General features: G+C 64.5%; 22 protein-coding genes. 13 read left to right on the top strand and 9 right to left on the bottom strand.

From position 1 onward, the window contains the following. Positions 1 to 37 precede the first annotated feature (37 nt). Both ACIQUS_RS20365 and ACIQUS_RS20370 read right to left on the bottom strand, forming a co-directional pair. Entirely contained in the window at positions 38 to 700 is a 663-nt protein-coding gene (locus ACIQUS_RS20365) for a histidine phosphatase family protein (protein WP_403050494.1), read from the bottom strand. Between the two features lie 53 nt (positions 701 to 753). Next, positions 754 to 1155, bottom strand: coding sequence for a MerR family transcriptional regulator (locus ACIQUS_RS20370; protein ID WP_403050497.1), 402 nt, complete (start codon positions 1153 to 1155; stop codon positions 754 to 756). A 74-nt stretch (positions 1156 to 1229) separates the two neighbouring features. On the opposite strand from ACIQUS_RS20370, the gene ACIQUS_RS20375 reads away from it, so the two are divergent. Beyond that, positions 1230 to 2321, top strand: coding sequence for an SDR family oxidoreductase (locus ACIQUS_RS20375; protein ID WP_403050500.1), 1092 nt, complete (start codon positions 1230 to 1232; stop codon positions 2319 to 2321). Between the two features lie 111 nt (positions 2322 to 2432). On the opposite strand, the gene ACIQUS_RS20380 is transcribed toward ACIQUS_RS20375, so the two are convergent. From ACIQUS_RS20380 to ACIQUS_RS20410, 7 genes are all read right to left on the bottom strand, one after another. Next, complete coding sequence (locus tag ACIQUS_RS20380) at positions 2433 to 4415, bottom strand: alkyl/aryl-sulfatase (protein WP_403050503.1); 1983 nt, start codon at positions 4413 to 4415, stop codon at positions 2433 to 2435. A gap of 36 nt (positions 4416 to 4451) precedes the next feature. Continuing rightward, positions 4452 to 5273, bottom strand: coding sequence for an SDR family NAD(P)-dependent oxidoreductase (locus tag ACIQUS_RS20385; RefSeq protein ID WP_403050506.1), 822 nt, complete (start codon positions 5271 to 5273; stop codon positions 4452 to 4454). A 25-nt stretch (positions 5274 to 5298) separates the two neighbouring features. Next, positions 5299 to 5715, bottom strand: coding sequence for a MaoC family dehydratase (locus ACIQUS_RS20390; RefSeq protein WP_403050509.1), 417 nt, complete (start codon positions 5713 to 5715; stop codon positions 5299 to 5301). A 12-nt stretch (positions 5716 to 5727) separates the two neighbouring features. Next, positions 5728 to 6168 (bottom strand): MaoC family dehydratase N-terminal domain-containing protein, encoded by a 441-nt coding sequence (locus ACIQUS_RS20395; protein WP_403050512.1) that lies wholly within the window; start codon positions 6166 to 6168, stop codon positions 5728 to 5730. A 61-nt stretch (positions 6169 to 6229) separates the two neighbouring features. Then, positions 6230 to 7417 carry a lipid-transfer protein gene (locus ACIQUS_RS20400; protein WP_403050515.1) on the bottom strand — a complete coding sequence of 396 codons (1188 nt, stop codon included), beginning with the start codon at positions 7415 to 7417 and terminating at the stop codon, positions 6230 to 6232. A gap of 24 nt (positions 7418 to 7441) precedes the next feature. Continuing rightward, entirely contained in the window at positions 7442 to 8581 is a 1140-nt protein-coding gene (locus tag ACIQUS_RS20405; RefSeq protein WP_403050518.1) for an acyl-CoA dehydrogenase family protein, read from the bottom strand. Between the two features lie 137 nt (positions 8582 to 8718). Next, positions 8719 to 9555, bottom strand: coding sequence for an enoyl-CoA hydratase/isomerase family protein (locus ACIQUS_RS20410; protein WP_403050521.1), 837 nt, complete (start codon positions 9553 to 9555; stop codon positions 8719 to 8721). Positions 9556 to 9835: 280 nt separating this feature from the next. On the opposite strand from ACIQUS_RS20410, the gene ACIQUS_RS20415 reads away from it, so the two are divergent. From ACIQUS_RS20415 to ACIQUS_RS20470, 12 genes are all read left to right on the top strand, one after another. Further along, positions 9836 to 10987 carry a CaiB/BaiF CoA transferase family protein gene (locus ACIQUS_RS20415; RefSeq protein WP_403050524.1) on the top strand — a complete coding sequence of 384 codons (1152 nt, stop codon included), beginning with the start codon at positions 9836 to 9838 and terminating at the stop codon, positions 10985 to 10987. Positions 10988 to 11037: 50 nt separating this feature from the next. Beyond that, positions 11038 to 12237, top strand: coding sequence for an acetyl-CoA C-acetyltransferase (locus ACIQUS_RS20420; protein WP_403050527.1), 1200 nt, complete (start codon positions 11038 to 11040; stop codon positions 12235 to 12237). A gap of 28 nt (positions 12238 to 12265) precedes the next feature. After that, the gene (locus ACIQUS_RS20425) at positions 12266 to 12664 is read left to right on the top strand and encodes an OB-fold domain-containing protein (RefSeq protein ID WP_403050530.1); all 399 of its coding nucleotides are present in this window, start codon (positions 12266 to 12268) and stop codon (positions 12662 to 12664) included. Positions 12665 to 12668: 4 nt separating this feature from the next. Beyond that, positions 12669 to 13817, top strand: coding sequence for a thiolase family protein (locus ACIQUS_RS20430; protein ID WP_403050533.1), 1149 nt, complete (start codon positions 12669 to 12671; stop codon positions 13815 to 13817). A gap of 11 nt (positions 13818 to 13828) precedes the next feature. Next, on the top strand, positions 13829 to 14563 hold the full coding sequence (locus ACIQUS_RS20435) for an SDR family oxidoreductase (RefSeq protein ID WP_403050536.1): 735 nt from the start codon (positions 13829 to 13831) through the stop codon (positions 14561 to 14563). 16 nt (positions 14564 to 14579) lie between these two features. Next, positions 14580 to 15383, top strand: a complete 804-nt coding sequence (locus ACIQUS_RS20440) for an enoyl-CoA hydratase/isomerase family protein (RefSeq protein WP_403050539.1) — start codon at positions 14580 to 14582, stop codon at positions 15381 to 15383. Positions 15384 to 15411: 28 nt separating this feature from the next. After that, positions 15412 to 16566 (top strand): acyl-CoA dehydrogenase family protein, encoded by a 1155-nt coding sequence (locus ACIQUS_RS20445; RefSeq protein WP_403050546.1) that lies wholly within the window; start codon positions 15412 to 15414, stop codon positions 16564 to 16566. Positions 16567 to 16596: 30 nt separating this feature from the next. Beyond that, a complete protein-coding gene (locus ACIQUS_RS20450) occupies positions 16597 to 17514 on the top strand; it encodes an SDR family oxidoreductase (RefSeq protein WP_403050549.1) in 918 nt (305 codons plus the stop codon). A gap of 10 nt (positions 17515 to 17524) precedes the next feature. After that, the gene (locus ACIQUS_RS20455; protein ID WP_403050552.1) at positions 17525 to 18760 is read left to right on the top strand and encodes an acyl-CoA dehydrogenase family protein; all 1236 of its coding nucleotides are present in this window, start codon (positions 17525 to 17527) and stop codon (positions 18758 to 18760) included. A 47-nt stretch (positions 18761 to 18807) separates the two neighbouring features. Continuing rightward, positions 18808 to 20535 carry a long-chain-fatty-acid--CoA ligase gene (locus ACIQUS_RS20460; RefSeq protein WP_403050555.1) on the top strand — a complete coding sequence of 576 codons (1728 nt, stop codon included), beginning with the start codon at positions 18808 to 18810 and terminating at the stop codon, positions 20533 to 20535. A 206-nt stretch (positions 20536 to 20741) separates the two neighbouring features. Then, complete coding sequence (locus ACIQUS_RS20465) at positions 20742 to 22577, top strand: DUF1302 domain-containing protein (RefSeq protein WP_403050558.1); 1836 nt, start codon at positions 20742 to 20744, stop codon at positions 22575 to 22577. 24 nt (positions 22578 to 22601) lie between these two features. Continuing rightward, complete coding sequence (locus tag ACIQUS_RS20470; protein WP_403050561.1) at positions 22602 to 23969, top strand: DUF1329 domain-containing protein; 1368 nt, start codon at positions 22602 to 22604, stop codon at positions 23967 to 23969. The last annotated feature ends 102 nt before the right edge of the window (positions 23970 to 24071 follow it).

Raw genomic sequence — 24071 nt, forward strand, 5'->3', positions numbered from 1 at the left:
TCGTGGCATTTATCGGGCCCGGCCTTACCGAGTGGTTTCAATTCGTCGAGTCACTTCTCACTCTGGCGCCATCCAGGTCGATTGAATCACTCAGTGACCACAACGAATCGCCTGGAGCGTGGGAAACGACGTAGCCACAACCATTAGGGACGTGATTATCGATCTCGTACCTGCGCCACTCGATCATCGCCTGGGCATCGATCTGGGCTGGCTCGCGCTCAATGAGCCACGCTACCGCATTCAGAAATTGCCCGTGCGAAAAGACCAGGATGTCTTGTGCCGGATACATGGCGAGGCGATCCAGGAGCGATCGTGCGCGGCCAATAAACGCCAGGAACGATTCGGCACCTTTTCCGTCGACGTAGGACGGATCTGCCTTAGCCCAATATCGGTCGACCCATGCTTTTCGTTGCCCTACGGTGGTGTTCACACACTGGACTGGATCTAGATAGGTGAACTCCTCGATGGGCCATGTCTGGAATGGCGCGCCCGGGAATAGGGATAGCGTGGCATCCGCGGTCGCTTGAGCTCGTGAAAATGGAGAGGCAACGATTAACCCAGGTAGGCGGCCAACGGATCTCGCCACTCGCTTGGCTTGTTCGATGCCCTTTTCGGTGAGCGGGATAGTTGCGTGATCTTGGGAAGCTGCGCCAGCATTGGCCGCGCTTTCTCCATGGCGTACTAGCCTGACATTCTTCATTGACTTACCTGTCGTTTCAGCGACGCCCGACCCCAGCAGGGGAAGGGCTGGAATCAGGGGCGGGGTGATGGGCAAGCGCTGTTCAACTTCTGTAGCGCGGCTTGCTCGGCAGCACTGCGTTCAAAGTTTATGCGCTCCTCATCCAGATACCGATAAATGCTCTGGAGGCTGACGATTTTCTGCTTGATCTCTGCCATCTTCTTTTCAATGAGCTTCGCGCCGGCAGCACAATCGATCAGCTTGTTGCGCTGCGCATCCAGAATCTCGCCTATTTCCCCAAGGGAAAACCCCATGCTCTGTGCGCGCTGGATAAAGTCCAGATCCTGCAGGGTCTGCTCGGTGTAGACGCGGTAGTTGTTGGTTCTTCGCTGCGCTGAGATCAGACCGATCTGTTCGTAGTAACGCAGCGTATGTCGACTTGCACCGCTGCGGCGCTCGAGTTCGCCGATTCTCATGAAAACTACCGCTTGACTGTAGAGTTGGGTCGATAGTTTACGCTTGATTTCTCACCTTACCAAGGAACAGGGAAATGAGCGTGGAGTGCTTTGTTACCGGGGGTACCGGCTTCATCGGACAGCATCTGGTGGCCTACTTGAGTGCACAGGGGCACAAGGTTCGGGTCTTGATGCGTCGTGCGGAGCGACTCGCGGCGTTGCGTGAGCAAGTTGCCAGCCTTGGGGGGAACGCTGCCCGGGTGTTTGCCGTAGCCGGAGATCTTGCGCGCAGCGACCTTGGTCTGAGTATTTGCGACCGAGCCGTTGTACGTCATGCCAGCGTTGTATTTCATCTGGGCGCCCAGTTCGCATGGGGACTTTCGCTGCAACAGTCACGGGCAGTGAATGTCGAGGGCGCGAAGCGGGTGGCGCTGTTGGCGGCTGAACAAAACAGTCGATTGGTGTTGATCGGCGGCTACATGCTGAAGAATGACCAGCACCTGCAGAAAATCGGCATTGTTGCCGATCATCCGGCGTTGACGGACTGGCCCGCGGTCTACCGGCAGGTCGGTGGTTACGAGGGCAGCAAGCTGGAGGCGTATTTTGCAACCCTGCAGCTTATGTCGGCCCTGGGCGGGGAAATGACCGTTGTCCACCCCGCGACAGTGTGTGGCCATAGCCGCACGGGACACATCCTTGAGGGGCAGCCCCTGATGGAGCTGGTACGCAACCTGGTGCAAGGTAAGCTCGCGGCAGTGCCGGGTACTCCTGAGCACTGGCTGCCGCTGGTCACCGTGGATTACCTGGTTGAACTGGTGGCGGCCTGTGCTTTCGACCCCACCATGGCGGGCCAGGAATTGCTGGCGCTTGATGATCAGACGCCCAATTTGCGAGAGCTCCTGGCGCAGGTGGCGCAGCCACTTGGCGTGAAGCCGCCGAAGCATCACGTTTCGCTGCGTCTGATGAAGTGGCTACTGAGCGTTCCACCTATTGCGCGATTCTTGAATACAGACGTCGAGGCCCTGGATTTCATTCAGACCACACGTTTTGATACAGCAGCGGACGAACAGTTTGCCAACCGGCATGGCATTGCCAAACCCGATATCCGCGAGGCGCTTGAGCACACTGCTAGGTTCGTCAACTCACACTGGCGCTCGAAACGCAGGTACAAACGATCTATCGCGTAACGATCACGGCAACGCGGGCTTGGCCGGGCATTGCCGTGATCGTCAAACCAGGCGAGAGCGACATCCGTGCCTGGACAAGGCCGATGCCGCTGCCGCTGCCGCCAGCGGTGATCAAGGCATGACGATATTGAACTGCGTCTTGAAGCTGTCGAGCATGCCGAAGAAATCGCCAAGCTTCTTGCCGTCACCCTCGACTTTCACCAGGCCTTGCTTGATCGCCGTGGGGAAGTCCAGCTTGCGCAGGCTGATCTGGTCCAGGGTGCTCTTGTCCAGGCGCACGGTGACGTCGCTGTTGCCGTTGAGCTGGTCGGCACGATGGGTCAGCACGCCGTTGCGCAGGATCAGTGCGTGGTTCTGCTTGAGGTCCTCGAACACCCAGTCGAGGGTCATGTCGTGGCCCTGGGCCCGGTCCGAATCCAGGCGAATGGCCAGGTAGTCGAAGAACAGGGAAGGGTCCATGGCCTTGATGTAGTCGACTTTGGCGCTGCCGGAGTCATAGTCCGGCACACCGCTGCGCAGCTCCATGGCGCCTGTCAGGTAGATGTTGCGCCACAGGGCGTTCTCCGACTGGTAGCCGAGCTGTTCCAGGGCATTGGCCTGCAGCGCGGTGGCGGCCTTGTTGCCAGGCTCGGCGAACACCAGGTGATTGCCCAGTTGCACCACCCAGCGATAGTCGCCTTTGTCGTAAGCGGTACGCATCCTCTTGAGCACGGCCTCGCTGCCGCCCATGGCTTCGACATAATGCCGCCCTGCGTCGACCGGTGTCAGCGGGTTGAGGCTCGCCGGGTTGCCATCGTAGAAGCCGAGATAGCGCTGATACACCGCACGCGAGTTATGGCTGAGCGAGCCGTAGTAGCTGCGGGTGTACCACTTTTTCTCCAGCTCGCCAGGCAGTCGATCCATCTTTTCGGCGATTTCGGTCGGGGTCAGGCCCTGGTTGAGCAGATGCAGCGTACGGTCGTTGAGGAACGCGTACATGTCGCGCTGATCGGCCAGCAGGGTACGGATCCGCTCGGCGCCCCAGGTCGGCCAGTTGTGCGAGACGAACATCACATCGGTCTTGTCGCCGTAGCGCTGCAGGCTGGCGTCGATGTACCGGGACCAGGCCTTGGCATCGCGCACCAGGGCACCGCGCGGGGTGAGGATGTTGTGCATCATCTGGGTGGTGTTTTCAGACATGCACAGCGCCCGCCATTTCGGCAGGTAGAAGTTCATTTCGGCCGGTGCCTCGGTGCCCGGCGTCAGCTGGAACTCGATGTCGATACCGGCGATGGTATGGGTTTCGTAAGTGTTCCTGATCAGGTCAGTGGGTTCGATGAGGGTGAACGTACCACCGATCGGGATGGCCTTGCCCATGCCGACGTCGACCGAACCCTGTTCGCCAGGCGGGACGAGGCTGGCGAACTGGTACTGCGCACGGCGGCCCATTGCGGTGCCGGCGAACACGTTCTCGCTGATGGCTTCCTGCATGAAACCCGCCGGGGCGAAGATCTTGACCTTGCCCGCCTTGACGTCCGCCTCGTCGACCACGCCGCGCACGCCACCGAAATGGTCGGTATGACTGTGGCTGTAGGCGACGCCCACCACCGGTTTGCGTGGGCGGTGCTGGTAATAGAACTCGAGTGCGGCGCGGGCCGTTTCCTGTGTGCTCAACGGGTCGATGACGAACAACCCGTCATCGCCCTCGATGATGGTCATGTTTGCTGCATCCATGCCGCGCAGCTGGTACAGCCCCGGCGCCACTTCGAACAGGCCGGCATGGTTGTTCAGCTGCGACAGCCGCCACAGGCTGGGGTTGACCGTGCTGGCTGGTTTGTCTGCATCGAGGAAACGGTAGGCATCGGTGTTCCAGATGACCTTGCCGCCGGCGTTCTTCACCTGGCCATGGAATGGCGCCACCTGGCCGCGGGTGACCGACTCGTAGTCGGTGCGGTCGCTAAAGGGCAGGGTATCGAGCACTGCGGCGTTCTTCGCCTGGGTGATGCTGCTCGCCGGCTGGCTGAGCGATTCGGCCCCGGCCAGCGCGGGCTGGCCAAGGCTGGCAATGAGGGTTACGCCAAACACGGCGCCGGACAAGTTGAAGTTGCGTTTCATGAAGGCTTCCTTTTTATGTTGTACGGCGCCGGAGGCTTATTGCAGGTTACCGGCCACAGCGATGGTCTGGGCGGTGATGTAGTTCGACTCGGGCGAGCAGAACAGGTACACCGCGTCGGCCGCTTCCTGGGTGGTACCCGGGCGGCCCAGCGGGTTGCGCTGGGCGAACGACTTGGCGGCATCCGGGTTGATGCCGACACGGATGTCACGGCCGTCGATCTTCACGGTGGCGCCGGCGTGGGCATCGACCGTGGTCATGCGGGTCTCGATGAAGCCGAAGGCCACGGCGTTGACGTTGACCTTGAAGCGGCCCCACTCGCGCGCCAGGGCGCGGGTCATGCCGATGACGCCGGCCTTGGCGCCGCTGTAGTTCATCTGCCCGGCATTGCCGTTGAGTGCCGACACCGAGGAAATGTTGACGACCTTGCGGAACACTTCGCGCTCGGCGGCGGCGTCGGCCTGGGCTTGTGCCTTGATGATCGGGTAGGCGGCGCGCAGGATGCGGAAAGGCGCGGTCATGTGGCAGTCGAGAATGGCGTACCACTGCTCGTCGCTCATCTTCTGGACCACGTCGTCCCAGGTGTAGCCGGCATTGTTGACGATGATGTCGATGCCTTTGTAGTTGTCCATCGCGGTCTTGATGTAGCGCTCGGCGAAGTCCGGGGCGCTGACGTTGCCGTGGCAGACGACGGCTTCGCCGCCCATCTTGCGGATCAGTTCGGCGGTTTCCTGAGCCGGTTCCAGGTCCAGGTCGTTGATCACGACACGGGCGCCTTCGCTGGCCAGTTTCAGGGCGATGGCCTGGCCGATGCCGCGGCCGGAACCGGTGACCAGTGCTACTTTATTGTCGAGTTTCATCGTACGGCTCTCCTATCTGGGGTCTTTACAGTGCGATCACAGCGTCGCCGACGATTTTTAGGTCGCCGTACTGATTCGCGGTGCGGATTTCAACCTTGATCCGGCGTTCGCCGTCGGTTTCGAATTTTTCGACGACCTTGCCGCTGCAGGTGATCTGGTGGCCCAGGTGGGTGATGCCCTGGAAACGCACGCCGAACTCACGCAGCTGGCGCTGGTCGACCCATTGGGTCAGCAGCCGGCCCAGGTAGGCCATCGACAGCATGCCGTGGGCGAACACGTCGGGCATGCCGGCCTTGCGCGCATAGTCGGTGTCGATATGGATCGGGTTGTGGTCGCCCGAAGCGCCGGCGAACAGGCCCAGGGTGGTGCGGTTGATCGGTGCCAGGGTCAGGGGCGGCATTTGATCGCCGATCTGCAGGGCATCGTAGTTGACTGTACTCATGGGTTTCTTCCTTCAGCCATTGCGCTGCACGAGGACGGTGCGCAGGTCCGCCACGTGCTCGTTGCGCTGGTTGGTCACACGGGTTTCGCGCACCACGAACTCCAGCGCGCCGCCTTTCTTGTCGTAGATGTCGGCGATCCGCACGTCGAAGCGCAGGGTGTCACCGGCATAGGCCATGCGGTGGTAGGTGAACGACTCTTCGCCATGCAGAATGCGCGAGGCAATGATCCCCAGCTCATCGCGCCAGCCTTGCGACGGGTTCTCGAACGCCAGGGAGAACAGCATGGTCGGCGGCAGCGGCAGGCCAGGGTGGCCGGCGTCACGGGCGACTTGCTCACTGAAATAGATCGGGTTGGTCTCGCCGATGGCCTTGGCGAAGAAACGCAGCTGGCCGGCGTCGGCGGTGACCTGGAACGGCGCGAGTTGCTTGCCGATGTGCTTCTTGTCGATCATGTCTTGCAGCTCCTGTAGGCATCCTGTAGCCGCTGCGCGGTGAGCGGCTACAGGTGGATACTCAGTTCTTTTGGTACACGGTCACGACACCGGCACCGCCCAGGCCCAGGTTGTGCTGCACGGCGATGCGCGCACCTTCGACCTGGCGTTGTTCGGCAGTGCCACGCAGCTGGTGGGTCAGCTCGTAGCATTGCGCCAGGCCCGTGGCGCCCAGCGGGTGGCCCTTGGAGAGCAGGCCGCCGGACGGGTTGACCACCCACTCGCCGCCATAGGTGTTGTCGCCGTCGCTGACCAGGCGCTCGGCGGCGCCTTCAGGGCACAGGCCCAGGGCTTCGTAGGTCAGCAGTTCGTTCTGCGCGAAGCAGTCGTGCAGTTCGATCACGTCGATGTCGGTCGGGGCAATGCCGGCCTGCTCGTAGGCGGTCTTGGCGGCCAGGCGGGTGATGTCGAAACCGACCACGCGGATCATGTCGCGCGATTCATAGGTGCTCGGCGTATCGGTGGCCAGGCCCTGGCCGGTGATCATCACGTCGGTGCGCAGGCCGTGCTTTTTGGCGAAGGCCTCGGAAACGATGATCGCGGCGGCGCCGCCGCAGGTCGGCGGGCAGGCCATCAGGCGAGTGATCACACCGTCCCAGAGCATCGGCGAGGCCATCACGTCTTCGGTGGTGACCACGTTTCGGAACAGTGCCAGCGGGTTGCGCGCGGCATGCCGGCTGGCCTTGGCGCGGATGCTGGCGAAAGTTTCCAGCTTGGTGCCGTACTTCTTCATGTGCGCCATGCCGGCGCCGGCGAACTGGCGGATTGCGTTGCTTGGCACATCGCTCGGGCCGATCAGTTCTTCGACCAGGTTGTTGGCGTGCTCGAGGGCCGACGGACGATCGGTCCAGGCCGACTTCAGGGCGCCGGGGTTCATCTGCTCGAAGCCGAAGGCGAGGGCGCACTCCACCGCGCCGCTGGCCACGGCCTGGCGCGCCAGGAACAGCGCGGAGGAGCCGGTGGCGCAGTTGTTATTGACGTTGACCACCGGGATACCGGTCATGCCGACGCGGTACAGGGCCTTCTGGCCGCAGGTGGAGTCACCATAGACGTAACCGGCGTAGGCCTGCTGAACGTGGGCGTAGTCGATTCCGGCATCGGCCAGGGCCAGGCGGATGGCTTGCTCACCCATGACGTCGTAGGTTTCGCTGGTGCCCGGCTTCTTGAACGGGATCATGCCGACGCCGGCGACGAATACTTTATTGCTCATGCCTAGTTTCCTTTGTTGTTGTCTTCAGAGTTTGCGGGCGATCATTTCGCGCATGACTTCGCTGGTGCCGCCGTAGATGCGCGTCACCCGCATGTCGGCGAACGCGCGGGCCACCGGGTACTCCATCATGTAGCCGTAGCCACCGTGCAGCTGGACCATCTCGTCGAGGGCCTTGCCCAGGGTTTCGGTGGCGAACAGCTTGCAGATGGCCGACTCTTCCAGGGTCAGGCGGCGACGCATGTGCTCGTCCAGGTAGTGGTCGATCATCAGGCGCACGGCGGTGGCCTGGGCCTTGATGTCGGCGAGCTTGAACTTGCTGTTCTGGAAGTCCCAGACGCTCTGGCCGAAGGCTTTGCGGGCCTTGACGTAGTCCAGGGTGTGCTCCAGGCAGACCTCGAGGCGGGCGGCGGCCGAGACGGCGATGGAAAAACGCTCCTGGGGCAGCTCGCCCATCAGGTAGGCGAAGCCCTTGCCTTCTTCGCCAAGGCGGTTGCCGACCGGCACACGCACGTTGTCGAAGAACAGCTCGGCAGTGTCCTGGGCGTGCTGGCCGACCTTGTCCAGCTTGCGTCCGCGCTGAAAGCCCGCGCGGTTCGCTTCGACCGCGATCAGGCTGATGCCCTTGGCGCCGGCGTCCGGGTCGGTCTTGCAGACGACGATGATCAGGTCGGCGGACAGGCCGTTGCTGATGAAGGTCTTGCTGCCGTTGATCACGTACTCGTCACCGTCGCGCACGGCGGTGGTACGCACGGCCTTGAGGTCGCTGCCTGTGCCAGGCTCGGTCATGGCAATCGCCAGGATGATCTCGCCGCTGCAGATGCCCGGCAGCCATTTCTGTTTCTGCTCTTCGCTGCCGTTACGACTGATGTAGGGCGCGATGATGTCCGAGTGCATGCCCATGCCGTTGCCGGACAGGCCCGCACGGGCGAACTCCTCGTTGTAGATGGCGCTATGGCCGAAGTCACCGCCGCCACCACCGTACTCTTCGGGGATGGTGACGCCCAGCAGGCCTTCACGACCGGCCTTGAGCCAGGTTTCCCGGTCCCATTGCCCGGCCTTGTCCCAGAGTGGTTGGCGCGGTACACACTCGCGCTCGAAAAAACGGCGCACGGTAGTGCGGAAAATCTCATGGTCTTCGCGATAGACGGTGCGGGCGATATGCACGGTGCGCTCCTGATTGTTCCGGGGCCTGCAGGCATGGCCTGGGACCCGCTGTTGTTATGGGTAACGTGATCGCGCTGTCCTACGGTAGGTGCGCGGCAAGCGGTGAACGCCACCCGCGGCGGGTGGCGTTCAGGGGGTCAGGCTTCGCTGTCGCGATCCCAGTCCAGCAGCGACGCCTCGCCCTGCAGGAAACGGGCGATGGCGGCGTCGTGGTACGGCGTGACCGAAACCACGCCCTGAGCGAGCCCTTCAAGTTCCACATGGGTGTCGTAGGGGGTTTCGAAGGTCTTGTTCAGCAGGTTCTTGGCCATGGCCATGGAGTCGCGGGGCGCATTGAGGAACAGGCGGGCGAAGGCAAGGGCCTGTTCGAGCAGCGCCTCGGGCGCATGGATGGAATGCACGATGCCCAGGTCCAGCGCTTCGCTGGCATCCACGCGGCGGGCGGTGAACAGCAGCTCCTTGGCTTTGTGCATGCCGACCACGCGCGGCAGGGTGTACATGGCGCCGCTGTCCGGCACCAGGCCGATCTTGGAGAAGGACATGCAGAACGCCGCACGGCTGGAAGCCAGCACGAAATCCGCAAGCAGCGCGATGGAGAACCCGGCACCGTAGGCAGGCCCGTCCACGGCAGCGATCACCGGAATTTCGAGATTGCGCAAACGCGTCAGGCAGTGGTGCAGGGTGCGCATGCGGCGGCGCATGGCGTTGGGCGAGTTCAGTTCCGGATCGGTGCTGCCCAGGCGTTGCTTGAGCGAGCGGATGTCGCCACCGGCACAGAAACTGCCGCCGGAACCGGTAATCACCAGCGCGCGAATGCTGCGATCGACTTCTACACGCTCAAGCATCTGCGCGTAGTCCTGGCGCATGTCCATGGACAGGGCGTTACGCGCGCCGGGGGCCTCATGGGAGAAAACGGCGATACCGTCCTGAAGGGTCAGCCGGGACTCGCGGTACTGGATGGTTTCGGGGTTCATGCAAGCAGCCTCATGCTCATCGGGTCTTGTGCTTTCCATTGCACGTGACCGGCCCCCGCCCAGCGCCACCCGGCTCGGGTGGCCAGGCGCGGGTGGCCAGGCGTTCTGCCGTGCCCCATCGCGCACCCGCCACCCGGCGCGGGTGGTCGCCCCGCTTGCCGCCGTTGCTCTACTGGGTGGCAATGGCGGGGCTGTCGGATTGAAACCCGGGACCCTGCGCAAAACACATGAACCGGAGCGTCCGCTGACGCTTCCTCGCACGGTTGGCAGGGGTTGAAACATGGGTGTACTGAGCGGAATTCGCATTGTGGAGTTTGAAGCCATCGGGCCGGCGCCGTTTGGCACCATGCTGCTCGCCGACATGGGCGCCGATGTCATCCGCATCGAGCGCCCGGTGGCCAATGGCGACCTGGGGCCGAAGTTCGACGCGCCCCGCATCGACATCACCGGCCGTAACCGGCGCTCGGTGACGCTGGACCTCAAGTGTGCGAAGTGCGTAGAGGTCGCCCTTGAACTGATCGAGAGCGCCGACGTGCTGATCGAAGGCCTGCGCCCCGGTGCCATGGAGCGCCTGGGCCTGGGACCTGAGCAGGCGCTGGCACGCAATCCGAAACTGGTTTACGGGCGAATGACCGGCTGGGGCCAGCACGGCCCGCTGGCCCAGCGCGCCGGCCACGACATCAACTACATCGCCCTGTCCGGTGTGCTCTCGGCCATTGGCCAGGCTGGCGAACGGCCGCTGGTTCCACTGAATCTGGTCGGTGACTACGGCGGTGGCGGCATGCTGCTGGCCATGGGCGTGCTGGCGGCCTTGATGAATGTGCAGCGTGGTGGCGCGGGGCAGGTGGTCGATGCCGCGATGACCGAAGGCGCTGCGCAACTGGGCGCGACCTTCTTCGGCCTGGTCGCCAACGGCAACTGGAGCGAACAGCGCGGCAGCAACCTGCTCGACGGCGGTACGCCGTGGTACGACACCTATCGCACTCGTGACGGCCAGTACATGGCCATCGGCCCGGTCGAGTCGCGTTTCTATGGCGAGCTGCTGGCAACGCTCGGCCTGGATGCCGCCAGCCTGCCTGCCCAGCACGACCGTGCCGGCTGGCCGACCCTGCGCGAGGCCTTCACCGGCGCCCTCCTGAGCCGCACCCGGGACGAATGGAGCGCCGTGTTCGCCGAAACCGATGCCTGTGTCGCTCCGGTCCTGGGTTTTGCCGAAGCGGCCGTGCACCCGCACAACCAGGCGCGCGGCAGCTTCATCGAAGTCGACGGGGTCGTGCAGCCGGCACCGGCGCCGCGCTTTCTCGGCACCCCTTCGGCTCACCCGCGTGCGGCGGTGGCTCGCGGCGGGCAGGGCGGGGAGGCGCTGCGCGACTGGGGCTTCGACGAGGCGGCCATCGAGCGCCTGCGCCAGGCGGGCCTGGGTTTCCATTGAAGCCGTGACGTACATCCGCGAACCCCATCGACAACAACAAGAGACGCACAATGTCCCACGCCTACATCGTTTCTCCCTTGCGCACCCCCATCGGCAAGTTCGGTGGCAGCCTTGCGCCATTGTCGGCCGCCGAGCTGGCCGCCCAGGTCATCCGTGCTGTGCTGGAGCGTTCCCAGGTGCCACAGCACCTGATCGACGAAGTGATCGTCGCCCAGTCGTACCAGTCCAGCGAAGCGCCGTGCATGGGGCGTTATGCCGCCTCCCTGGCCGGACTTGCCGACCAGACGCCGGGCTACACCGTGGACCGGCGTTGCGGTTCGGGCCTGCAGGCGGTGATCGACGCGGCCATGCAGATCCAGACCGGCGCCGCCGAAGCGGTGATGGTCGCGGGTGTCGAGAGCATGAGCAATATCGAGTACTACAGCACCAGCATGCGCTGGGGCGCGCGCATGGGCGACGTGCGCATGCACGACCGTCTTGATCGCGGCCGGGTCAACTCGCAGCCCATCAGCCGTTACGGCGACTGCAAGGGCGGCGCGACCGAGACCGCCGAGCACCTGGTGCGCGACTACGGCATCACCCGCGAGGAATCCGACCGCTGGGCCGTGCGCAGCCACCAGCGTGCCGCGCAGGCCTGGGCGGCCGGCCTGTTCGACAAGGAAGTGCTGCCGGTCCAGGTACCGCAGCGCAAGGGCGAACCCAGGCTTTTCAGCCGTGACGAGGGCATTCGCGAAGACGCCAACCTCGACGCGATGGCCCGCCTGCCGGCGATTCTTCGCGACGGCACTGTGACCGCTGGCAACGCCAGCCAGCAGAACGATGCCGCCGCCGGTTGCCTGGTGGTGTCCGAGGCGTTCCTGGCGCGCCACTCGCTGCAGCCCATGGCGCGCCTGGTGGGCTGGGCCGCGGCCGGCTGCCACCCGCTGCGCATGGGGATCGGCCCGGTGCCGGCGGTGGCGCGCCTGTTGCCGCGCCTTGGCCTGAGCCTGAGCGACATGGACCTGATCGAAGTGAACGAAGCCTTCGCCGGCCAGGTGCTGGCATGCCTGCGCGAGTGGGGGCTGGAAGACGATTCACGGGTCAACGTGAACGGCTCGGGCATCTCCCTGGGGCACCCGATCGGCGCCACGGGCATTCGCATTCTCACCTCGATGCTCCATGAGATGGAGCGCCGCGGTGCCCGCTACGGCCTGGAAACCATGTGCATCGGCGGCGGCCAGGGGCTGGCCGCGGTTTTCGAGCGCATCTGACAGCGAACAGGACTGAAAGGAACACACCATGACTTTTGCAAGCAACGCCCCCACGCCATCGGCGAGCGAACACCCCTGGCGCGAGCGGGACGGCCGCGTCGTCCTGCTGGCCTGCCGCCGGGCGGGCCATGCCGACCTGCATTTCCCGCCGCTGCCGCCGACCTCGCCGCTGTCCAAGGACTGCGAAGAGGTCGAGATCGCCAGCACGCCGGTGCTGTACAGCTACACCATCGTCCACTCCAGCCCGAAGCTGAACAAGGCGCCTCAGCCGCTGGGGTTGGCCGATTTCCCGGAAGGCCTGCGGGTATTCGCCCGGATGGACTACCCGCAAGGTCGCACACCTGCCATCGGCGAGCCGCTGAAGCTGACCATCGCGCAGACCGAGCAGGGTCCGATCTACACCTTCCAACCGTTCGATCAGGAGTAAGGGCATGAGCAAGCCTGTCTACATCTCGGGCGTCGACATGACCCCGTTCGGCCGTCATACCGCCTCCATGCAGGACCTGACCCAGCGCGCGGTGCTCGGCGCCGTCGCCGATGCCGGCGTGGAGCTCGGTTCGATCCAGGCGTTCTACGGCGCCAACGTGTTCGGCGGCATGGTCCTGGGCCAGGTGCTGCTGCGTGACCTGGGGCTCTCGGGCCTGCCGATCTACAACGTCGAGAACGCCTGCGCCAGCGGCGCCACCGGCGTGCACCTGGCCTGCCATGCCCTGCAGGCAGGGATCTACGACACCGTGGTGGTGTTCGGCGTCGAGCAGCTGACCGCCCTGGGGGGCGGCACCATCCCGCTGCAGACCAACGACTACATGACCCGGCTCTATGCCCGCGCCGGCATGGCCCTGCCGGCCATCTACGCGATGCGCGCCACGCGCTACCTGCACGAGTTCAATGTGGGCGCCGAGGAACTGGGCGCGGTGGCGGTGAAAAACCGTGCCCATGGCGCGCTCAACCCCTACGCCCAGACCCGCACCCCGGTCGGCCTCGACGAGGTGATGAACTCGCGCATGGTCTTCGACCCGCTGACCCTGATGCAGTGCTGCCCGTCGGCCGTCGATGGCGCCGCCGCGCTGGTGCTGACCACCAAGGCGCCGACACATCGCGCAAGGCCGGTGCGGATCATGGCCTCGGTGATCCAGTCGGGCCTCTGCGAAACCGGCAGCGACGACATCCTGGCCGCCGAAATCACCGCGCGCGCCGCGAGCCAGGCTTACCGGCAGGCCGGTGTCACGGCCGCCGACCTGGACGTGGTCGAGCTGCACGACGCCTTCAGTATCGCCGAGCTGATCTATTACGACGCCCTGGGCCTGTGCAAGCGCGGCGAAGCCCACGAGCTGCTCAAAAGCGGCGCCACCACGCTGGGCGGCCAGGTGGTGGTCAACCCGAGCGGCGGCCTGCTGGCCAAGGGGCACCCGCTGGGCGCCACCGGGGTGGCGCAGATGGTCGAGGCGGTCTGGCAACTGCAAGGCCGCGCCGGCGACCGTCAGGTCGATGGCGCGCAACTGGCGCTCACGCAATGCACCGGCGGCGGCATCGCCGGCGTCGATCACGCGGCTTCGGCCGTACATATCCTGGGACTGTGAGGAGCAACACCATGAACAAACAAGTCGCTATCGTTACCGGCGGTGCCCAGGGCATCGGTCTTGGCCTGAGCAAGGCGCTGCTGCGCGAAGGGTATGCCGTCGCCATCTTCGACCTGAACCAGGCCGCCATGGACGCCCTGGTCGCCGAGCACGACGACCTGATGGGCCTGCGCGTCGATGTCACCAGCCTGGCTGACATCGAGGCCGCCGTGGCCCAGGTCAGCGAACGCTGGAAGACCCCGGACCTGCTGGTCAACAACGCCGGGGTGACCCGTGACAAGCGCCTGGTCAACCTGACCGAGCAGGACTGGGACCTGGTCGTCGACGTCAACCTCAAGTCGCAATTCCTCTGCGCCAAGGCCGTGGTCCCGGGCATGATCGCCCAGGGCTTCGGGCGCATCGTCAACATTTCCTCGCGCGCCTGGCTCGGTGCTTTCGGCCAGGCCAACTATTCGGCCGCCAAGGGCGGAGTGGTCAGCCTGACCCGCTCGCTGGCCATCGAGCTGGCCAAGCACGGTATCACCGCCAATGCGGTGGCGCCCGGTGCGATCGACACGCCGATCCTCGACCCGCTCAGCGCCGAGCAGCGCGCCAAGATCATGGCGACCATTCCGGTCGGCCGTATCGGCAAGCCGGACGATATCGCCCAGGCGGTGCTGATGTTCGCCGATCCGAAATCCTCCTACATCACCGGCCAGACCCTGTACGTCTGCGGCGGTCGCTCGCTGTCCAGCCCAAGCGTGTAAACGCAGGAAAACCAAGATGGCCATTCAATTCAAGATCATCGAGCACGTGGCAGTGATCACCCTGGACGCCCCCGAGTCGCACAATGCGCTGACCATTGGCGACCTGCGACACCTGCGCAAAGTCCTCGGCGCGTGCCAGGACGATGACCAGGTACGGGTGATCGTACTGACCGGTGCCGGCGAGCAGGCTTTTTGCGCCGGTGCCAACCTCAAGGCCACGCTGCCGCCGGCCACGAGCTTTGCCAGCGGCACGCTGAAAACCCGTGAGGGCGACGCCGAGGAGGGCGGCTATACCCGGCTGATCGACCTCAGCGACCTGGAGATCTGGAAGCCGGTCATCGCCGCGATCAACGGTTACTGCCTGGGCGGTGGTCTTGAGCTGGCCTTGCAGTGCGACCTGCGCATCGCCTGTGAAGGGGCCTCCTTCGCGCTGCCCGAAGCCAAGGTCGCTAGCATTCCGGCGGTGGGCGGCACCCAGTACCTGCTGCGCGCGGTACCGGCGGCGGTGGCCATGAAAATGGCCCTGACCGGCGAGCGCATCGATGCGCAGAAAGCCTTGAGCATCGGCCTGATCAGCGACCTGGTGCCCCGTGAGCGTCTGCAGGCAATGGCCATGGAGCTGGCCGAACGCATCGCCGCCAACGGCCCGCTGGCCGTGCAGTCGATCAAGAAGCTGGCACTGCAGACCGCCCATATGGCCCCGCGTGATTTCGTCGCCCAGTCCAACCTGCACTGGGGCCTGCTGCGTGACAGCAAGGACCGTATCGAAGGCCGCGTGGCCTTCTCCGAAAAACGTGCGCCGCGCTACACCGGCGCCTGACGTTCTCACGCTTTGCGAGATAACCGACATGAATTTTGCTCCAACCGAATCCCAGGAAATGATGATCGATGCGGCCAAGCGCATGGTGCGCGACCGCATCGATCCGGTGCTGGCCCGCCATCCGCTCGACAAGCCGTTGCCCAAGGCCGCGATGCTGGACATCTATGCTGCCCTGGCCGAGCTGGGCATTACCGCCCCGCGCCTGCCGGTCGAGGTCGGCGGTGGTGGCCTGGCGATGCTCGATTACGGCCTGATCCTCGAACAGCTGCCGGCGGTGGTGGCGATCTCGCTGATTTCCCACGAAGGCACGGTGGCGCGCATCTACAGCGGCTGCCCGGAAGAAATCAGCCAGCGCTACCTGCCGGACCTGATCGCCGGCCGCAAGATCGCCTGCACCGCCAACTCCGAAGTCAACGCAGGTTCCGATTCCAACGCGGTCAAGACGCGCATTCGCGTGGACGGCGACAGCGCCTGGATCACCGGCCGCAAGATGTGGATCACCAACGCCTCGGTGTGCGACGTGCTGAACGTGTCGTGCACCCTGGGCGTCGATGAGCGCGGCCGGCCGATCGCCCAGCGCGCGCTGGTGGACCGCAGCCAGAGCGAGGTGGACGTGCGAGAGATCGGCGTCACCGGCCTGCAGCAGGGCCACCTGAGCGAAGTCGTCTTCGAGCAAACCCGGATTCCCCGCTGCAACCTGATCGGCGAAGCCGGCGATGCGGCCAAGACGCTGACCGTTGGCTGGAACGGCAACCGTCCGCTGATCGGCCTGATGTGCGTGCACCTGGCGCAGAAGGCCTTCGACATGGCCGTGGAGTACGCCAAGGTCCGCGAACAGTTCGGCAAGCCGCTGGCGGCGCACCAACTGGTGCAGCAGGACCTGGCGGACATCGAAACCCTGATCGTCACTTCACGCTTGCTCTGCTACCAGGCGCTCGACGCCATGGACCGTGGCCTGCGTGCCAACGGCAGCTCGGCGATGGCCAAGCGCTATGCCACCCAGGCCTGCGAACGCGCGCTGCACCTGGCGATGCAGGTGCATGGCGGCATGGGCATCACCGAGGAGCTGGGCATCGAGCGCATGTGGCGCGATGCCCGCATGTTCCAGGTGCCGGATGGCATGAACGGCATCCTGGCGCTCATTCAAGGCCGCGAAATCACCGGTTTCAGCGCATTTCGCTGAGTGACGCCGGCAATGACCACGGGAGAGTGTATGAGCGAACAGATGATGCAAGGCAAGGTGGTAATCGTCACCGGCGCCGGCCGTGGGATCGGTCGCGAGATCGCCCTGCAAATGGCCCGCCACGGCGCCCGGGTGGTGGTCAACGATGTCGGCGTCTCGGTAACCGGGCACGCCACTGACGAAGACCCGGCCCAGGAGGTGGTGGAACTGATCCGCCGCGAAGGTGGCCAGGCCATCGTCAACCGCGACAGCGTGGCGGACTGGGCCTGCGCCAACCGTATCGTCGAGGCCGCCGTCGACACCTACGGGCGCATCGATAGCGTGGTCAACAACGCCGGCATCCTGCGCGACCGGATCTTCCATCAGATGGCCCCCGAGGATTTCGAAGAAGTCGTGCGGGTGCACCTGTTCGGCAGCTTCAACGTCAGCCGCGCGGCCGCCAGCCATTTTCGCGCTCAGCAGGGCGGCACCTTCGTGCACATGACTTCAAGTTCGGGCCTGATCGGCAATGTCGGCCAGGCCAACTATGCGGCGGCCAAGCTGGGCATTGTCGGCCTGTCCAGGTCCATCGCCCTGGACATGGCGCGTTACGGCGTTCGTTCCAATTGCATCTCGCCTTTCGCCTGGAGCCGCATGGTCGGCTCGATCCCGGCCGACGACCCGGCCCAGGCCGCCCGGGTGGAAAAGATCAAGCGCCTGACCCCCGACGGCATTGCCGCGCTGGCGGTCTTCCTGTGCAGCGATGCCGCCAGCGCCGTCAACGGCCAGATTTTCACTATGCGCCGCAACGAAGTGTTCCTGATGAGCCAGCCGCGGCCCGTGCGCTCCTTGCACCGTGGCGAGGGCTGGACGGCTCAGGCCTTCGCTGCGCACCTGTTACCGGCGTTCGCGCCGTCATTCGTTCCACCGGACGTCTCGGCCAGCGTGTTTGGCTGGGATCCGGTCTGAGGAGATCACCATGGATTTCACACTTCCCAGTGAATGGGCAGCCTTCGGCGACGCACTGATCCGTTTCATCGAGCGCGAGGTCGAACCGCTCGAAAAGGAACACGCGGCGCTGCTGCACAACGAGCGTCACCTGTACACCGAGGACGGGCGCTACGCACCGGCCGTCAGCGAACTGCGCAAGCGCGTTCGCCTGCTTTCGGCCCAGGCCGGCTTCTACACCGCACTGAGCGACGAAGCGCTTGGCGGCGGTGGCCTCGGCGCTCAGGCGGCGGTGTATATCCAGGAGCGTCTGAACGCCTATGTCGGGCCGTCCCGCCACCTGATCCAGACCGTCGTCCTGCCGTCGCCATTCACCAATGGCCTGACGCCGGTGCTCAAGCACATGGACCCGGCCGTGCTCGACCTGTACCGCGAGGGCATCGCCAGCGGCGAGAAGACCCTGTGCTTCGGTCTGAGCGAGCCGGATGCCGGCTCCGACGTGTTCGCCATGCGTACCCGCGCGGTACGCGACGGTGACGACTGGCTGATCAGTGGCACCAAACAGTGGATCACCAATGCGCCGTATGCCGACTACGCGATGATCTTCGCCATTACCGACGAAGAGAAGGCCCGCGCCGGCCGCGGCGGCATCACCGGTTTCTTCCTGCCCACCGACACCCCGGGCTTCGCCGTGCCCAGCGTGATTCCGACCATGGGCCACCTGGGTGCCGACATCGGCATCGTCACCCTGGACAACGTGCGTGTTCCCGACAGCCATCGCCTGGGCCCGGTCGACCGGGGCCTTTCCGTGGCCCTGGACGGCGTCAATGCCGGCCGCGTCGGCATGGCCGCCGGTTGCCTGGGCCTGGCCGAGTGGGCGCTGCAGCAGGCCATCGAGTATGCCAAGGTGCGCAAGACCTTCGGCAAGCCGATTGCCGAGCACCAGTCAGTGCAGAACATGCTCGCCGAGTGCGCCATGGATATCTACGCCTCCAAGACCATGATCCAGCATTGCGCCTGGCTGCTCGACCAGGGCAAGGCGGCGACCAAGGAAGTCTCGATCATCAAGGCCTCGGCCACCGAAATGCTCTGCCGGGTCATGGACCGCTGCATGCAGGTGCATGGCGGCATGGGCCTGACCAACGAGCTGCGCCTGGAGGAGGGCTTCCGCTTCGCCCGCACCATGCGCATCCCCGACGGTACCTCGGAGATCCAGCGCCGCACGATCGCCAAGCGCCTGCTCGATGGCGACAGCACATTCCATTAACGACAACGATCACCGGCGCTCCTGCAGGGGCGCCGCTGGAGACAGCGATGGTCCATTTCCACCCGTACCCCACAGCAACGGATGTGATCGAGCGACCGACCGGCGCACTGTGTGTCGACCCACGACACGCGGCCCATGTGCCCGCAGGGCAGGTGCACATTCCCCAGACCAGCATTTTCTACAACCTGGAGGTGGCCGCCAGGCGTTATCCCGACAAGCCCGCCGTGCAGTTCTACGGCGCGGCCTACACCTATGGCCAACTGCTGCGCGACGTTGAGCACATGGCGGCGTACCTGCAGCAGGTGTGCGGCATCCAGCGCGGCGACCGCGTGGTGGTGTTCAGCCAGAACTGCCCCCAGTTCATCGCCGCCTACTACGCGATCCTGCGCGCCGACGCCGTACTGGTGCCGGCCAACGCCATGCTGCTGCTGGAGGAGATGGAACACATCGTCAGCGACAGCGGCGCCACCGTGGCCTTCGTCGGTCAGGAACTGGTTGCGCAGATCGCGCCGCTGGTGGGCAAGACCTGCCTTGAGCAGGTGATCGTCCATGCCTATGGCGATGCCCTGGGCGCGGACGATGGCGGTTTGAACCTGCCGCACTGGCTGCGCCCGCGCTCGCCGGCCAGCGTGGCGTTTGCCGGCGGCGTGCTCTGGAACGACGCGCTGGCCCAGGCCAGAATGCCGGCGCCACACCTGGCAGGGCCGGACGACCTGTGCATGCTGCCCTATACCTCGGGCACCACCGGCAAACCCAAGGCCTGCGTGCACACCCACCGCACGGTGATGACCTCCTTCGTCGGCTCGTCGCTGTGGCGCCCGACCAACCTGGGGTCGGTGTTCCTCGCGGTGGCGCCGCTGTTCCATCTGCTGGGCCTGCAGACCAATGTCAACGCGGCGATCTACAACGCCAGTACCATCGTGCTGATGGCGCGCTGGGACCGGGAAATCGCCGTCGAGCTGATCGAGCGCCATGGCGTGACGTTCTGGGCCGCGTTGCCGAGCATGCTGGTGGATTTCTTCTCCCAGCCCGGCATCGAGCAACGCGACCTGAGCAGCCTGGCGATCATCACCGGCGGTGGCGCGGCGACGCCGCAGCACATCAGCGACCTGCTCAAGGACCGTTACGGCCTGGAGTACATCGAAGGCTACGGGCTGACCGAAACTGCGTCGTTCCTGTGCACCAACCCGCTGGGCAATCCCAAGCGCGGCTGCCTGGGCATTCCGACCTTCGGCGCCGAGGTGCGCGTGGTCGACCCCCAGACCCTGCAACCGGTCGAGCCGGGCGAGGTCGGCGAAATCATCGCCCATGCCGCGCAGATCATGCTCGGCTACTGGAACAACGACAACGCCAATGCCGACGCCTTCGTGGTCATCGACGGCAAGCGCTTCCTGCGCACCGGCGACCTGGCCTGCATCGATGAAGACGGCTACCTGCACATGCGCGATCGCCTCAAGCGGATGATCAACGCCTCGGGCTACAAGGTCTGGCCGGCGGAAATCGAGGCCATGCTCGGCAGCCATCCGGCGGTGCTCGAAGCCTGCGTCATCGCCGTGCCCGACAAGCAGCGCGGGGAAACCGTCAAGGCCGTGGTGACCCTGCGCAGCGGTGCCACCGACAGCATCGACAGCCTGCTCAGCTGGTGTCGCGAAAACATGGCGACCTACAAGGCGCCGCGCATCGTCGAGATCGTCGACAGCTTGCCGAAGAACGCCACCGGCAAGATTGCCTGGCGCGAACTGCAGGCGCGTGAGCAAGCCAGGGCAGGTGCCTGACCCCCGTGCCACGCCGCTGCCAACGGCTGTGCGTCACCGACGGTAACGGGGTGACGACCGGCCCGGCACAGCGTGGGTAACGCAACACCGAACCGACCCGCAATGACAGATAAACGCACAACCAAATCACCCGTTCGGGTGTGAGCGCTCACCAGGCTCATGGCTAGCATGGGCACTCCACTTACTCACAACACCAGAGAAACCGCATGACAAAAACAACAATGCGCGGGGCCTTTCAACCCAGTCTGCTGGCCGCAGCCGTAGCCCTCGGGGCCTGTACCCACGCCCAGGCCGTATCGTTCAAGGTTGGAGAAGTCGAAGGCCAGTTCGACTCTTCGCTCTCCATCGGTGGTAGCTGGTCGACAACCAACCCCGACAAGCATTTCATTTCCAACGGCAACAGCCAGGGCGTCCAGGGCGGTGGTTCCTCTTCGCGCACCACCGACGACAACCGCCTGAACTTCCGGGCGGGGGAGAACTTCTCGACCATCTTCAAGGGCGTCCATGACCTGGAGCTGAAATATGGCGAGAGCGGCGCCTTCATGCGCGGCAAATACTGGTACGACTTCGAACAGATGGACGGCCACCAGCACTTCTACGACATCGACAGCTCCGGTCGGGATACGGCGGCCAAGTCCAGCGGCGCGATGCTGCTCGACGCCTTCGTCTACACCAACTACACCCTGGCCGATAACCCGGGCAACGTGCGGTTGGGCAAACAGGTGGTGAGCTGGGGCGAGAGCACCTTCATCGGCAATTCGATCAACAGCATCAACCCGATCGATGTCGCGGCCCTGCGGCGTCCTGGTGCCGAGGTGAAGGAAGGCCTGATCCCGGTCAACATGTTCTACCTCTCCCAGGGCCTGACCGACGACGTCACCGCCGAGGCTTTCTACCAAATTGAATGGGACAAGTCGGTCCTCGACAACTGTGGCACCTTCTTCGGTAACGACGGCGTCGCCAAAGGCTGCAACGACCGGCTGGTGGTGGCAGGCCTGGACCTCGCGCCGGGTGTTGCGCGCAACGTCGGCGGTGCGGCCGCCATCGCAGCCGGCACCGATGACGTCTACCTGCCGCGCGGCAAGGACAACGATGCGCGCGACGGTGGCCAATATGGCCTGGCATTGCGCTGGTACCTGCCCGAGTTCAACGACACCGAGCTTGGCGCCTATGCGATGAACTACCACAGCCGGTCACCGTTCCTCAGCGTCACCCAGATGAGGACGCCGCCGACCGCAGCCAACCCGTTCGCCGGCGTACGCAGCTCGACCTACTTCGTCGATTATCCGGAGGATATCCGCCTGTACGGCTTGAGCTTCCAGACCAACCTGGGCGGCACTTCGGTGGGCGGTGAAGTCAGCTTCCGGCCGAACATGCCGCTGCAGCTCAATACAGCGGACCTGTTGGGCTCGACGACCTTCACGGCGACCTCGCCACTGCTCACCACCGGCTTCGCCGGGCGTAACCTGGGCGCTACCGTCAATGGCTACAAACGCATGCCGGTGACCCAGGCCCAGGTAACGGCCACGCAGTTCTTCGACCAGGTCATGGGTGCCAGCCGCCTGACCCTGGTGGGTGAGGTCGGTTACAACCACATCGGTGGCCTGGGCAAGGCCGACGGTACCGACTTGCGCTTTGGCCGCAGCCCGGCGTTCGGCTCGGGTGAGCTGCCTGGGGTCGCCGGGGCTGCCGCCTGCCGCGGCACCAACGCCGGCCTGCCAAACGCCAGCAACCCGGCACAGGAGTGCAACGACGACGGCTTCTACACCAGCAACAGCTGGGGCTACCGCGCACGGGCCAAGCTTGACTACCCGAACGTGTTCGCCGGCGTGAACCTGTCGCCGAACCTGGCCTGGTCCCACGACGTGGAGGGCTTCGGCCCGAACTTCGAAGAGGGCTCCAAAGCCGTGAGCCTTGGCCTGGATGCCGATTACCTGAATACCTACACCGCCAGCCTCAGCTACACGGACTTCTTCGGTGGCGACTTCAACACCAACGTTGACCGGGACTACGTCGCGCTCAGCTTTGGCGTGAACTTCTAAGCAACATTGGCAGAGGAAATACGCATGAAAACAATAAAAATGCTGCGCACTGGCGCTCTGGCCCTGTCGCTCCTGGCCTCAGGTGTCATGGCTGCTGTTTCGCCACAAGAAGCTGAAAAACTCGGCACCACCCTGACCCCGCTGGGCGGGGAGAAGGCCGGCAACGCCGACGGCAGCATCCCGGCCTGGACCGGTGGCCTGAAACCCGATGCCGCACCTTACGTGAACAATTTCCTGAGCGACCCGTTCGCCAATGAAAAACCACTGTTCACCATCACCGCCGCCAACGTCGAGCAGTACAAGAGCAAACTGAGCGCAGGCCAGCTGGCCATGTTCAAGCGCTATCCGGACACTTACAAGATTCCTGTATTCACCAGCCATCGCACGGCCTCCAGCCCACAGGCCGTCTATGACGCGGCGAAGAAAAGCGCCACGACCGTCGAGCTTGCCGATGACGGTAACGCACTGCGCAACTTCTCCCAGACCCGCTATTACCCGTTCCCGATCCCGAAAACCGGCATCGAGGTGATCTGGAACCACACCACCCGCTTCCGTGGCGAGAACTTCCAGCGCCTCTCCACCCAGATCACCCCCCAGACCAACGGCAGCTATGCCCCGGTGCAAATGACCGACAAGCTGGGCATCCCGCAATTCATGCAGGGCATCAACGGCGGTGGGGCAGACAACGTGATCTTCTACTACAAGCAGGAAGTGGTCGCGCCATCGCGTCTGGCCGGTACCGTACTGCTGGTTCACGAAACCATCGACCAGGTCAAGGAGCCGCGCCTGGCGTGGGTCTACAACGCCGGCCAGCGGCGCGTACGGCGGGCACCGCAGGTCGCCTACGACGGCCCAGGTACTGCAGCCGACGGCCTGCGCACCTCGGACAACGGCGACATGTTCAACGGTGCTCCCGACCGTTACGACTGGAAGCTGATCGGCAAGAAGGAAATGTACATCCCGTACAACAACTACCGGTTGCAGTCGCCCAAGCTCAAGTACGACGACATCATCAAGCCGGGCCATATCAACCAGGACCTGACCCGCTACGAGCTGCACCGGGTATGGGAAGTGGAGGCCACCTTGAAGACCGGCCAGCGCAACATCTACGCCAAGCGCCACATGTACTTCGACGAAGATACCTGGAGCCTGGTGGAAGTGGATCACTACGACGGACGCGGCCAGCTGTGGCGCGTCGGTGAAGGGTTCGCGATGAACGACTACCAGCATGGCATTGGCACCTATGCCAGCATTGCCATCAATGACCTGCTTGCCGGCCGTTACATCGTGATGGGCCTGGTCAACGAGTCGCCGAAGGGTGCCGAGTACGGCGTGGCCATGAACATGAACGAGTTCACGCCGGCCGCCCTGCGTAACGACGGTATCCGCTAGGCGTTGTGCGAAAAGTGCATGTACCCATTTTCTGGGTGTAGGAGCGGGCTTGCCCCGCGATCGAATGCGAAGCGCTCGCAAACCCGGCATTGCGTGTAGCCA

Origin of the sequence: Pseudomonas sp. NPDC090755 (assembly GCF_044769005.1) — a bacterium.
GTDB lineage: Bacteria > Pseudomonadota > Gammaproteobacteria > Pseudomonadales > Pseudomonadaceae > Aquipseudomonas.

Coding starts and splice junctions, on each gene's coding strand:
- ACIQUS_RS20365 (WP_403050494.1), bottom strand. CDS start 700: ATGAAGAATGTCAGGCTAGTACGCCATGGAGAAAGCGCGGCCAATGCT.
- ACIQUS_RS20370 (WP_403050497.1), bottom strand. CDS start 1,155: ATGAGAATCGGCGAACTCGAGCGCCGCAGCGGTGCAAGTCGACATACG.
- ACIQUS_RS20375 (WP_403050500.1), top strand. CDS start 1,230: ATGAGCGTGGAGTGCTTTGTTACCGGGGGTACCGGCTTCATCGGACAG.
- ACIQUS_RS20380 (WP_403050503.1), bottom strand. CDS start 4,415: ATGAAACGCAACTTCAACTTGTCCGGCGCCGTGTTTGGCGTAACCCTC.
- ACIQUS_RS20385 (WP_403050506.1), bottom strand. CDS start 5,273: ATGAAACTCGACAATAAAGTAGCACTGGTCACCGGTTCCGGCCGCGGC.
- ACIQUS_RS20390 (WP_403050509.1), bottom strand. CDS start 5,715: ATGAGTACAGTCAACTACGATGCCCTGCAGATCGGCGATCAAATGCCG.
- ACIQUS_RS20395 (WP_403050512.1), bottom strand. CDS start 6,168: ATGATCGACAAGAAGCACATCGGCAAGCAACTCGCGCCGTTCCAGGTC.
- ACIQUS_RS20400 (WP_403050515.1), bottom strand. CDS start 7,417: ATGAGCAATAAAGTATTCGTCGCCGGCGTCGGCATGATCCCGTTCAAG.
- ACIQUS_RS20410 (WP_403050521.1), bottom strand. CDS start 9,555: ATGAACCCCGAAACCATCCAGTACCGCGAGTCCCGGCTGACCCTTCAG.
- ACIQUS_RS20415 (WP_403050524.1), top strand. CDS start 9,836: ATGGGTGTACTGAGCGGAATTCGCATTGTGGAGTTTGAAGCCATCGGG.
- ACIQUS_RS20420 (WP_403050527.1), top strand. CDS start 11,038: ATGTCCCACGCCTACATCGTTTCTCCCTTGCGCACCCCCATCGGCAAG.
- ACIQUS_RS20425 (WP_403050530.1), top strand. CDS start 12,266: ATGACTTTTGCAAGCAACGCCCCCACGCCATCGGCGAGCGAACACCCC.
- ACIQUS_RS20430 (WP_403050533.1), top strand. CDS start 12,669: ATGAGCAAGCCTGTCTACATCTCGGGCGTCGACATGACCCCGTTCGGC.
- ACIQUS_RS20435 (WP_403050536.1), top strand. CDS start 13,829: ATGAACAAACAAGTCGCTATCGTTACCGGCGGTGCCCAGGGCATCGGT.
- ACIQUS_RS20440 (WP_403050539.1), top strand. CDS start 14,580: ATGGCCATTCAATTCAAGATCATCGAGCACGTGGCAGTGATCACCCTG.
- ACIQUS_RS20445 (WP_403050546.1), top strand. CDS start 15,412: ATGAATTTTGCTCCAACCGAATCCCAGGAAATGATGATCGATGCGGCC.
- ACIQUS_RS20450 (WP_403050549.1), top strand. CDS start 16,597: ATGAGCGAACAGATGATGCAAGGCAAGGTGGTAATCGTCACCGGCGCC.
- ACIQUS_RS20455 (WP_403050552.1), top strand. CDS start 17,525: ATGGATTTCACACTTCCCAGTGAATGGGCAGCCTTCGGCGACGCACTG.
- ACIQUS_RS20460 (WP_403050555.1), top strand. CDS start 18,808: ATGGTCCATTTCCACCCGTACCCCACAGCAACGGATGTGATCGAGCGA.
- ACIQUS_RS20465 (WP_403050558.1), top strand. CDS start 20,742: ATGACAAAAACAACAATGCGCGGGGCCTTTCAACCCAGTCTGCTGGCC.
- ACIQUS_RS20470 (WP_403050561.1), top strand. CDS start 22,602: ATGAAAACAATAAAAATGCTGCGCACTGGCGCTCTGGCCCTGTCGCTC.